Raw genomic sequence first — 9739 nt, forward strand, 5'->3', positions numbered from 1 at the left:
TTTCAGCAGCCCTTGCGAAAGGGCGTGCGGGTTTCCAGAAAGTTTTGATCCTGCGCGACGCCGGCGCGTTCGCGTTGCAGGAAATCGGCCACGGCGGCGCGAAAACCGGCATGGGCGATATAATGCGCCGATGTGGTGCGGCATGGCGCATAGCCCCGCGCCAATTTATGCGCCCCTTGCGCGCCAGCCTCGACGCGGGGCAGGCCCAGCGCGATGGCGGCATCAATCGCCTGATAATAGCATAGTTCGAAATGCAGGAAGGGCTTGTCGATCACCGCGCCCCAATAGCGGCCATAGAGCGCGTCCGGCCCGATGAAATTGAGCGCTCCGGCCACCGGCTTGCCCTCGATAAAACCCATGACCAACAGGATGCGTTCCCCCATGCGCTCGCCCAGCAGGTCGAAGGCCTCTCGCGTCAGATAGGGGCGGCCCCATTTGCGGTTGCCGGTGTCCTGATAGAACAGCCAGAAGGCATCCCAATGTTCGGGGCGAATCTGGTCGCCGGTCAGGTGGCGAATCTCCACCCCGTCCTGCGCCTTGGCGCGTTCCTTGCGCAGGTTCTTGCGCTTGTCAGACGAGAGATCGGCCAGAAAATCGTCGAAATGCCGATAATCGCGGTTGGTCCAGTGGAACTGGATATCATGCCGGATCAGCCAGCCCGCCGCTTCAAACAGGGGCACCTGTTCGGGCGCGATGAAAGTGGCATGGGCGGAGGAAAGCTCGGCCTGCGCGCAGACCTGTTCCGCCGCGCGCAGCAGCAGGGGGGCGAGTGCCAAGTCCTGCGTTAAAATGCGCGGGCCGGTGGCGGGGGTGAAAGGGGCGGCGATTTGCAGCTTGGGGTAATATTCCCCGCCAGCCCGCTGCCATGCATCGGCCCAGCTATGATCGAACACATATTCGCCCTGACTATGCGCCTTGATATAGGCGGGCAGGGCGCCCAGCAAAGTGCCATCGGGCCGGTCGATCACGATAGGGGCGGGTGTCCAGCCGCTATTGCCGCCTACACTGCCTGAATCCTCCATGGCGCAAAGGAAAGCATGGGAGGTGAAAGGGTTGGCGCTGGCATCCAGCCCATCCCATGCCGAGGCGGGCAGCTCGCCCACGGAAGGCAGCAATCTCGCTGTCAATCCGCCTGCGCCGTCACCGCCCGCCCCGTCACCCATGGTTTAGTCCCGCACCGCCACAATGGCGTCCACTTCGACCGCCGCGCCCAGGGGCAGCACCGGCACGCCCACCGCGCTGCGGGCATGTTTGCCAGCATCGCCAAACACGGCGGCCATCAATTCGCTGGCACCATTGGCCACTTTGGGCTGGTCGGTGTAATCGCCGGTGGAATTGATGAAAGCGCCCAGCTTCACAATGCGTTCCACGCGGTCCAGCGAGCCCAAAGCGGCCTTCAACTGGGCCAGCAGCATCAGGCCGCAGGCGCGGGCGGCTTCATAGCCCTGTTCGGTGCTGACATTGTCGCCCAGACGGCCGGTGACCAGCGCGCCATCGACGAAAGGCAGCTGGCCCGACACATGGGCCAGGCCGCCAGCCACCACCACCGGTACATAGGCCGCCACGGGGGCCGCCGCCACGGGCAGGGTCAGGCCCAGTTCGGCCAGACGGGCTTCAACAGAATCGCTCATTTCATTCTCCATGCAAAGTTCTTGTGATCCAGGGAAGCGCCTCTGCCCAACTGTCTATACGGGCATGGGCGTGGCCTGCGACATGGGCGCAGGGGATATGCGGGGCCAGCAAAGGTTCGCCGCAAAGATGCAGGCGGTGGATGTCGGGGGTGATTTCGGCGGCCGAGCCATGGTGCTGGGCAATATCGTCGATGAAGACCGCGCGGCTGGGTTGATATTCGGACAGGATGGCGCGGATGGCAGGGCCTTTGGGGCCTTGGTTGGTGAAGACCCGCAAGGAGAGGCCGAAATCGGCCAGTTGCTGGACGCGGGCCTCCTGCCGATGGTTCTCCAGATTGGTGAGGATCACCACATCGGCATCGGTCTGCAGCGTCTTGATCGCCTCCACCGCGCCGGCAATCGGCGTCTGGCGGTGCATTTCGGTGTCGAAGAAAGCGCCGAGCAGCCGCCACATATCGCGTGTTTCCACCGCGCTGCCATCGGGATGGTGCATCGACTTGCTGAAATCATTGCCGTTCATGGTGAAGGTGATGTCATGCACCTGCGCCAGCCAGCTTTTGAACGGGGCGATCATGTGCAGCAACACTTCATCGCAGTCGGAAATAATCAAAGGTCGGCTCATGCCGTCATGCTCCCCAATCGGCATCCATACCGTGGCGGCCCCTATCGGCCAGTTGGGCCTGCGCCGCCACCAGAACTTGCGGTTCAATGTTGAGCGCTTGCGCACAGGCGATGGTGTCCGGTTCATGCGCCAGCACGAAATCGAGCACGGCCACCAGCACACTTTCCTCGTTCAAACGGGCGCGCAGCTCGTCCGGACTGACGCCGGTGAGCGCCAGAAAACGGTCGGCATGGTTTTCATCGGACAGAATCCACCCCAATGCCGAAAGGGCGAGGGTAAATGGATCACTATCTTTCATTTCGCGGTCGCGGAGAATTGTCAGCCTCCTCATATGGCCCTAGAGCCTGCGCCATCGGGGTGGGAATCAGGACGCAGACAGGCGCATGGCAAAGCGGATACTCGTTGTCGAGGACAATGACCTCAATCGCAAGCTGTTCTGCGATGTCCTGAAAAGTCAGGGCTATGTGGTGGAACCGGTGGGTGACGGGCGTGTCGCGCTGGAAAGCGCGCGCAGTTTTGTGCCCGATTTGATCATTATGGACATTCAACTGCCCAATATTTCGGGTCTGGACTTGATCGAGGCGGCCAAGCTGGACCCTGCCTTGCGCCCGATCCCTGTGCTGGCGGTGACCGCCTATGCGGGCAAGGGGGATGAGGAGCGCATCCGTCAGGCTGGTGCGGAAGGCTATCTGGCCAAGCCGGTGTCGATTGGCCCGTTTATGGCGGCGGTGAAAGGCTTGCTGGCGCAGGTGGGGGCGGTGGCGGGTTAAGAGCGGCGGGTTAAGAATCCGCACCGCTTGACTTTTGCCCCCTTTCGCCGCTTTTGCGCCGCAATTGTCGGCCACAGCGCTGACCTGTAAACCTTGCACGAGGAAGCGCATGACCCGCGAAGCCACCGCAGAGACGATTCTCCGTCTGATCGAACCTTTCAACAAGAAGGGCGTTGCCATTGCCGACGCCACCAGCTTTGCCGGCGATCTGGAATTTGACAGCCTGACGGTGATGGATTTCGTTGCCGCCATTGAAGACGAGTTCGACATCATCATTTCCATGAACCAGCAGGCCGAGATCGAGACCTTTGGACAGCTGGTCGATGCCGTGGTGAAGTTGCAGGCCTGATCATGACCGATCTGTTTTCCAAATTCGACCCCATCATCGCCCAGCGCGAGGCTCTGCTTGCCACCGGCGTGACCGATCCGTTCAATCTGGTGATGGAAAAGGTGGTTTCGCCAACGGTCGCCATGTGCAACGGGCGCGAGACGATCCTGCTCGGCACCTATAATTACATGGGCATGACCTTTGACCCCGATGTGATTGCGGCGGGCAAGCAGGCCTTTGACGATTTTGGTTCGGGCACCACGGGCAGCCGCGTGCTGAACGGCACCTATGCCGGGCACAAGGCGGTGGAAGCGGCGCTTTGCGAATTCTATGACATGAAGCACGCCATGGTGTTCTCCACCGGCTATCAGGCCAATCTGGGGATCATCAGCACGATTGCGGGCAAGGGTGACTATATCATCCTCGACATCGACAGCCATGCCTCGATCTGGGACGGCTGCAAGATGGGCAATGCCGAAGTGGTGCCCTTCAAGCATAATGATCTGGCCGCGATGGAAAACCGTCTGCGCCGTCTGCCCGAGGATGCGGGCAAGCTGGTCATTCTGGAAGGCGTCTATTCCATGCTGGGCGATATTGCCCCGCTGAAGGACATGATTGCGGTTGCCAAGAAATATGGCGCGATGGTCTTGGTGGACGAGGCCCATTCGATGGGCTTTATCGGTCCCAACGGGCGCGGCGTGGCCGAGGATCAGGGCTGTCTGGATGATGTCGATTTCGTGATCGGCACTTTCTCCAAGTCGGTGGGCACGGTTGGCGGCTTCTGCGTTTCCAACCATCCCAAGTTCGAGATCATGCGTCTCGTTTGCCGCCCCTATGTGTTCACCGCCAGCCTGCCGCCCAGCGTGGTGGCGACGGCCGCGACCAGCGTGCGCAAGTTGATGCATGCCGCCGACAAGCGGGCGCATCTGTGGGAAAACAGCCGCACCCTGCACAAGGGCCTGCGCGACAAGGGTTTCCAGCTGGGCACCGACGAGCCGCAGAGCGCGATCATTTCGGTGATTATGCCCGATCTGGAACGCGGCGCGGCCATGTGGGAAGCGTTGCTGCATGAAGGGCTTTACGTCAATCTGGCCCGTCCGCCGGCAACGCCGGCTGGTATGACGCTGCTGCGCTGCTCGCTCTGCGCGCTGCATAGCGCCGAACAGGTACAGACGATCATCGGCATGTTCACCCGAGCGGGCGAGCGGGTCGGGATCATCTGATCCCTTTGCCTTGAGGCTATGAAAAAGCCTGCGGTGCTGTCTTTGGCACCGCAGGCTTTTTTGTGGAATGTTTCGGCGTTTATTTCATCGTCGATAAAGATTCCAGCGTCACCCCCGTGCATTCATCCGCCACCGCGCTCTTGTGCCCGCCCAGCATTGCGGCAGCGACAAAGCCCGCCACTACCAAAGCCACGAAGCCCGCCACGGCCAGCGCCAGATATTTGTCGATCCAGGCCTTGATCGGCGCGCCGAACAGGCGGAACAGGATGCCCACGATCAGGAAGCTGATCGAGCGCGAGATGACGCTGGCCAGCACAAATTTGCCGATGGGCATGCCGATGAAACCGGCGGTGATGGTGATCAGCTTGAAGGGGATGGGCGTGGCGCCCTTGGCGATGATGGCGATAAAGCCTGCCTCGCCGCGCAATTTGCAGGCGGCATAGGGGAAGCTGGCCTTGAGATGCAGCGCGTTGAGCAATTGATCGCCCAGCAGCGCAAAGGCATAATGGCCGATCGCATAGCCCAGCAACCCGCCCGCCACCGAGGCCAGCGTGGTGATGATGGCATAGCGAATCGCCTTTTGCGGATTGGCCAGACACATGACGCCCAGCACCGGATGGGGCGGAATCGGGAAGAAACTTGCCTCCATAAAGGCGAAGATCGCTAACCAGATTTCGGCAAAGCGGCCGGTGGCCTTGTCCATGGTCCAATCGTAGAGACGGCGCAGCATCCGCAAATTCCCTGATAGTTGCGCCACTTGCTTAGTGCGGGGCACGGGACGGCGCAAGCGCTAGCGAATAACCAAATTGGTTATTTCTCTTGACACCGTGACGCTCATGTGGCACATGTCGGGAAGATCGAAAAATAGTGAGTCGCTCAACAGTGAGGTGGTGCCGGTTTTCTGGACAGGGTGTTAAGCTACTCCCGACCTGAAGGATTGGTACGGGAATGAAGACGACAAGGAAGCGCTACAGCGCTGATTTCAAGGCCAAGGTCGCGCTGGAAGCGATCCGGGGCGATCTGACGCTGGCGGAACTGGCAGCCAAGCATGGCGTACACCACACGATGATCGCGTCCTGTAAACGGCAGGCTATCGACGGGATGGCAGGCACGTTCTCCGGGGCTGGCGATGTGGCTAAGGCCGTCAGCGAGAGCGAGGTCGAAAAGCTGCACGCCAAGATCGGGCAATTGGTCGTCGAGCGGGATTTTTTAGCGAAAGCCTTCGGTCGATGAGCGTGGACCGAAGGCGGGCGATGGTCGAAGCTGCTCACCAACGCCTGTCAATCTCGGCGCAATGCCGCCTGCTGCGGATCAGCCGCTCGTCGTATTATTACGCGCCGGTCCCGGAGACGGACGAGACGCTGGCGCTGATGACGGTGATCGACGAGACCTTCATGGAATGCCCATGGTACGGCAGCCGCCAGATGGCGCGGCACCTGCGGCGTGCCGGGCACGAGGTCGGTCGCCGTCGGGTGCGGCGTCTGATGGCGAAGATGGGGCTGACGCCGATCTACCAGCGCCCCCGCACGAGCGATCCGCACCCGCAGCACCGGATCTATCCATACTTGCTGCGCCAACTGGCGATCGAGCGGCCCAACCACGTGTGGTGCGCAGACGTGACGTACATCCCGATGCGGCGCGGATTCCTGTACCTGGTTGCGATCATGGACTGGGCGACACGCAAGGTGCTCGCTTGGCGGCTGTCGAACACGATGGATGCCGGCTTCTGTGTCGCAGCGCTGGAGGAGGCGCTGGCCCGGTTCGGCAAGCCGGAAATCTTCAACACCGACCAAGGCAGCCAGTTTACGTCGCGGGCTTTCACTACTGTGCTGCGCGAGGCCGAGGTCCGCATCAGCATGGATGGCCGGGGCCGGTGGATGGACAATGTCTTCATTGAGCGGCTTTGGCGGTCCCTGAAATACGAGTGTGTCTATCTCCATGTCTTCGAGACCGGCTCCGAGTTGCGGGCTGGCCTTGGCCGGTGGATTACTTATTACAACACCCAGCGTCCGCACTCGGGCCTGGCCGGAAGAACCCCGGTCGAGGCCTATCGGCGGATCAGACAATCAGATCATGGGGGGCATGCCCCCCATGATCTGATGATCAAACAGGCGGCATGAACGACAACCGGGATTAGCTTAACTCAGCCGCCAAACTGGCCAAGAAGGCGGGACCACCTCACGCCTCCTCAAGTGGTGTTCAACACCTCCACTATGGCACATCAATGCCGTCGGGGGGCGTCCACCCCATCAAGTCCAGAAATCTAGGGGCTATTCAGGTGTGCTCGCGCCGTAGTTCCTAGCCAAGCCAGGCAGGGATTCCACGCTCGCCCCTTACGCCTGCCCACCAGCCAGACGCTGCATAGCCCCATTGTTTCCAAGCGCGCTTTGGCAAATAGCGCATGCAGAGCAGTAAAAAGGTCGCAGGAATGGCGGTTATCTGGAACCAAGGCTTTGTATCGCGCACAACATGGATCTTGTTCCGCTCGTCTAGATAGATAGGTAATTTGGGGCGTTGGCGAATGGGGGCGGCTGACCCCGTAGTACCGCCTTGGCCATGGCATACCCGAGAATCTGGTGCAAAACCCAACTTTAGGCCCATGTTAACGGCACGCAGGCACCATTCCACTTCCTCGCAATAAAGGAAGTAGTCTTCTCGCATCAGGCCAACCTGCTCAACAAATTGTCGATCAACAAGCAGGGAGGCGCCCAAAATATAATTGATGCTAGCTTCAATAGCCAAAGGGTCGATCGACGCTTCGATCCTGGCTCCCATGCCCATGGATTCCGGTCTGGCCAATGCTGCGCGCCACAGGCCGCCAAAGGCCTGGACCTTTCCATCGGGGTGGTACAGTACGCTACCCGCTGCATGCACATCACCTTTTGCCACGCGGCGCATCAAAGCGGACAATGCATCGGCGTCTGGCGTTGTGTCAGGGTTGACGACCCACCATGCCTCGCTGTCTGGGCGCGCCTTTATGCAATGATTTACCCCACCAGCATAACCCAGATTGCTGGGGGCACACAGGCACTCGACTTTTTGCCCGCCCGTTAACTGATGAGGCAGGCAACTAACCAATTCCTGGAATGCAGCTTCACCGCCATTCTCAGTCACGACAACGTCAAAATCAGTATAGGTCGAAAGAGCAAGCGCATCCAAGCAGGTTGCGATTTCCTCCGCATTGCGAAAGGCGATGATGCAAATGCTGACGGTCATGCTTGACGAAGCTCCAGTGTGATTGGGAGTTTGTATTTTTAGATTTTATTTCATTTTATGAATGTAGAATTGTTAGAAGTGCTGGGTTGGGTTTGAGGAGGACTTCGGGATTCTGACCAAGAACCTTCTTTAGTTCGGGTGCATCAAGTTCCCACCATCTACTTGCTTCAATCGCCTCAATCATGTCTGTAGTAAAGCGGTCTCGAAGCTTCTTTGCAGGGTTGCCTGCCACAATCGAATAGGCGGGTATAGGTTTTGTAACAATACTTCCTGCGCCAATGATTGATCCTCGGCCGATAAATTTGCAGCCGGGAAGAATAATGGCATTATGTCCTATCCAAACGTCATCTTCTATAACAAGAGGATCGTCGTAATGAATATTTTTTTCAACAACGCCGAACTTTCTCTCGTAAAGCATTGGGTGTGTGCTGATGGCGTCATAGGGGTGATTGATCGGGACTGTGCGAACGGAATTTGCAATCGAGCAGTATCGTCCTATTTTGATCGGGCCTGGCATCCGCCATTGGTCAAAACATCCATAGCTGTAATAACCTACATCAACCCGATATTTTTCTCGGAAAAGCTTTCTTAGCGGTTGGCTGTCAAACTGACTGCGCTGCCACACTCGAATTTTGAGCTTTTCCAAGAGTGACAAAATCATGGCAGGCCTGCTCCTTGATCGTTGAGGCATCTTGAAGGCTGGATAGACATATAGCCTACCTTTTTCAACTGGATGGTCGGCTGGGTGAGGTGGTCCCGCCTTCTTGGACAGCTTGGCGGCTAAGTTAAGCTAATCCCGGTTGTTGTTATGCGGCCTGTTTGCACATCAGATGGGCACCTCCATTTACTGGTGATTTTTGACGGCAAGGGCACGGTGACGGTGCGCGAGCCCCGCGGCGGGCGCTGAAGAGCGCAATTCCGTCGGCATTTCACAGTGGCCACCTCGGTATGAGGATCGGATTTGGGCCCTCTAGGTGACGGGCACACTGAATAGCCCCTAGTTTTCTAGACGCCTTTGGCTTTCAAAATCTGCTGCCGTTCGAACTCGACGGGCGACAGCATGCCGTTCCTGACGTGCTTGCGCACCGGGTTGTAGAACATCTCGATGTAATCGAACACATCCTGCCGTGCTTCCTCGCGTGTTTTGTAGGTCCGGCGCCGAATGCGTTCGCGTTTGAGCAGGTTGAAGAAGCTCTCTGCCACGGCATTGTCGTGGCAGTTGCCACGTCGGCTCATTGAGTGTTCCAGATTGTGCGCCCTAATGAAGGCAGCCCAATCCATACTGGTGAATTGCGAACCCTGATCCGAGTGTATCAGCACACGGGCTTTGGGTTTTCGGCGCCAGACCGCCATGTGTAAGGCCTGCAGCACCACATCGGTGGTCTGGCGGCTTTGCGCCGACCAGCCCACCACACGGCGCGAATAGAGGTCGAGCAAGACAGCCAGATAGGCAAAGCCCTCCATCGTCTGAATGTAGGTGATGTCCGTCACCCAGGCTCTGTCAGGCACGGCAACATCGAATTGCCGTGCCAGCGTGTTGTCGACAGCAACCGATGGCTTGCCGCCATAGCTACTTGGGCGACGCTTGTAGCCAATTTGCGCCTTGATATCGGCCATTCTCGTCAGCCGCGCCACGCGGTTCGGACAACAGGTCTCGCCTTGATCGAGCCGATCATCGTGCAACTTGCGGTAGCCATAGACCTTGTTGCTGTCATTCCAGGCTTGCCGGATCAGCTTGGTCTGCCGAGCGTCTTCCCGTGCACCCTGGCTCAACGGGTTCTTCTGCCAGGCATAGTAGCTGCTGGGTTGTACAGCCAGGCAAGGTGGACTTGTAACGGATTTGTGCCGGTCACCTGAGCGTTTTATGCTCGCAACAGGAGACCGACGAGATGATGAAGCATAGTGAAGATTTTAAGCGAGAGGCGGTTCGGATCGCGCTGACCAGCGGG

12 protein-coding genes are annotated in these 9739 nt (G+C 58.9%); 4 read left to right on the forward strand and 8 right to left on the reverse strand.

The genetic code is table 11. The features are described from left to right. Positions 1 to 2: 2 nt before the first annotated feature. From EOE18_RS11320 to EOE18_RS11335, 4 genes are read right to left on the reverse strand one after another with little or no spacing between them, the layout of a single operon-like run. Positions 3 to 1163, reverse strand: a complete 1161-nt coding sequence (locus EOE18_RS11320; protein ID WP_127709523.1) for a GNAT family N-acetyltransferase — start codon at positions 1161 to 1163, stop codon at positions 3 to 5. A 3-nt stretch (positions 1164 to 1166) separates the two neighbouring features. After that, entirely contained in the window at positions 1167 to 1631 is a 465-nt protein-coding gene (locus EOE18_RS11325) for a RidA family protein (RefSeq protein ID WP_127709525.1), read from the reverse strand. Position 1632: 1 nt separating this feature from the next. Further along, positions 1633 to 2253, reverse strand: a complete 621-nt coding sequence (locus EOE18_RS11330) for an HAD family hydrolase (protein ID WP_127709527.1) — start codon at positions 2251 to 2253, stop codon at positions 1633 to 1635. A gap of 4 nt (positions 2254 to 2257) precedes the next feature. Further along, positions 2258 to 2584, reverse strand: a complete 327-nt coding sequence (locus EOE18_RS11335; RefSeq protein ID WP_342772662.1) for a DUF3572 domain-containing protein — start codon at positions 2582 to 2584, stop codon at positions 2258 to 2260. A gap of 52 nt (positions 2585 to 2636) precedes the next feature. Here EOE18_RS11335 and EOE18_RS11340 point away from each other — a divergent pair, with 52 nt between their 5' ends. From EOE18_RS11340 to spt, 3 genes are all read left to right on the forward strand, one after another. Beyond that, a complete protein-coding gene (locus EOE18_RS11340) occupies positions 2637 to 3023 on the forward strand; it encodes a response regulator (RefSeq protein ID WP_127709529.1) in 387 nt (128 codons plus the stop codon). A gap of 109 nt (positions 3024 to 3132) precedes the next feature. Continuing rightward, entirely contained in the window at positions 3133 to 3372 is a 240-nt protein-coding gene (locus EOE18_RS11345; RefSeq protein ID WP_127709531.1) for an acyl carrier protein, read from the forward strand. A 2-nt stretch (positions 3373 to 3374) separates the two neighbouring features. Next, the gene (spt, locus tag EOE18_RS11350) at positions 3375 to 4574 is read left to right on the forward strand and encodes a serine palmitoyltransferase (protein WP_127709533.1); all 1200 of its coding nucleotides are present in this window, start codon (positions 3375 to 3377) and stop codon (positions 4572 to 4574) included. 79 nt (positions 4575 to 4653) lie between these two features. On the opposite strand, the gene EOE18_RS11355 is transcribed toward spt, so the two are convergent. After that, positions 4654 to 5304 (reverse strand): YqaA family protein, encoded by a 651-nt coding sequence (locus EOE18_RS11355; protein WP_127709535.1) that lies wholly within the window; start codon positions 5302 to 5304, stop codon positions 4654 to 4656. A 218-nt stretch (positions 5305 to 5522) separates the two neighbouring features. On the opposite strand from EOE18_RS11355, the gene EOE18_RS11360 reads away from it, so the two are divergent. After that, positions 5523 to 6694 (forward strand): IS3 family transposase gene (locus EOE18_RS11360; RefSeq protein WP_127709537.1). Its coding sequence is split into 2 segments (ribosomal slippage): positions 5523 to 5787 and positions 5787 to 6694, totalling 1173 coding nucleotides; the frame shifts between segments, so codons are not numbered across the junction. Positions 6695 to 6872: 178 nt separating this feature from the next. Here the strand turns inward: EOE18_RS11360 and EOE18_RS11365 are convergent. The 3 genes from EOE18_RS11365 to EOE18_RS11375 form a co-directional block, all read right to left on the reverse strand. Beyond that, positions 6873 to 7790 carry a glycosyltransferase family 2 protein gene (locus EOE18_RS11365; RefSeq protein WP_127709539.1) on the reverse strand — a complete coding sequence of 306 codons (918 nt, stop codon included), beginning with the start codon at positions 7788 to 7790 and terminating at the stop codon, positions 6873 to 6875. A gap of 55 nt (positions 7791 to 7845) precedes the next feature. After that, positions 7846 to 8451 carry a CatB-related O-acetyltransferase gene (locus EOE18_RS11370; protein WP_164852734.1) on the reverse strand — a complete coding sequence of 202 codons (606 nt, stop codon included), beginning with the start codon at positions 8449 to 8451 and terminating at the stop codon, positions 7846 to 7848. 344 nt (positions 8452 to 8795) lie between these two features. Next, on the reverse strand, positions 8796 to 9656 hold the full coding sequence (locus EOE18_RS11375; RefSeq protein WP_281278044.1) for an IS3 family transposase: 861 nt from the start codon (positions 9654 to 9656) through the stop codon (positions 8796 to 8798). Positions 9657 to 9739: the final 83 nt, after the last annotated feature.

This window comes from Novosphingobium umbonatum (assembly GCF_004005905.1).
Classification (GTDB): domain Bacteria; phylum Pseudomonadota; class Alphaproteobacteria; order Sphingomonadales; family Sphingomonadaceae; genus Novosphingobium; species Novosphingobium umbonatum.

Excerpts from the sequence above, each read along its gene's own strand:
- EOE18_RS11355 (WP_127709535.1), bottom strand. The coding sequence starts at position 5,304 with ATGCTGCGCCGTCTCTACGATTGGACCATGGACAAGGCCACCGGCCGC.
- spt (WP_127709533.1), top strand. The coding sequence starts at position 3,375 with ATGACCGATCTGTTTTCCAAATTCGACCCCATCATCGCCCAGCGCGAG.
- EOE18_RS11345 (WP_127709531.1), top strand. The coding sequence starts at position 3,133 with ATGACCCGCGAAGCCACCGCAGAGACGATTCTCCGTCTGATCGAACCT.
- EOE18_RS11330 (WP_127709527.1), bottom strand. The coding sequence starts at position 2,253 with ATGAGCCGACCTTTGATTATTTCCGACTGCGATGAAGTGTTGCTGCAC.
- EOE18_RS11365 (WP_127709539.1), bottom strand. The coding sequence starts at position 7,790 with ATGACCGTCAGCATTTGCATCATCGCCTTTCGCAATGCGGAGGAAATC.
- EOE18_RS11320 (WP_127709523.1), bottom strand. The coding sequence starts at position 1,163 with ATGGGTGACGGGGCGGGCGGTGACGGCGCAGGCGGATTGACAGCGAGA.
- EOE18_RS11335 (WP_342772662.1), bottom strand. The coding sequence starts at position 2,584 with ATGAGGAGGCTGACAATTCTCCGCGACCGCGAAATGAAAGATAGTGAT.
- EOE18_RS11370 (WP_164852734.1), bottom strand. The coding sequence starts at position 8,451 with ATGATTTTGTCACTCTTGGAAAAGCTCAAAATTCGAGTGTGGCAGCGC.
- EOE18_RS11325 (WP_127709525.1), bottom strand. The coding sequence starts at position 1,631 with ATGAGCGATTCTGTTGAAGCCCGTCTGGCCGAACTGGGCCTGACCCTG.
- EOE18_RS11340 (WP_127709529.1), top strand. The coding sequence starts at position 2,637 with ATGGCAAAGCGGATACTCGTTGTCGAGGACAATGACCTCAATCGCAAG.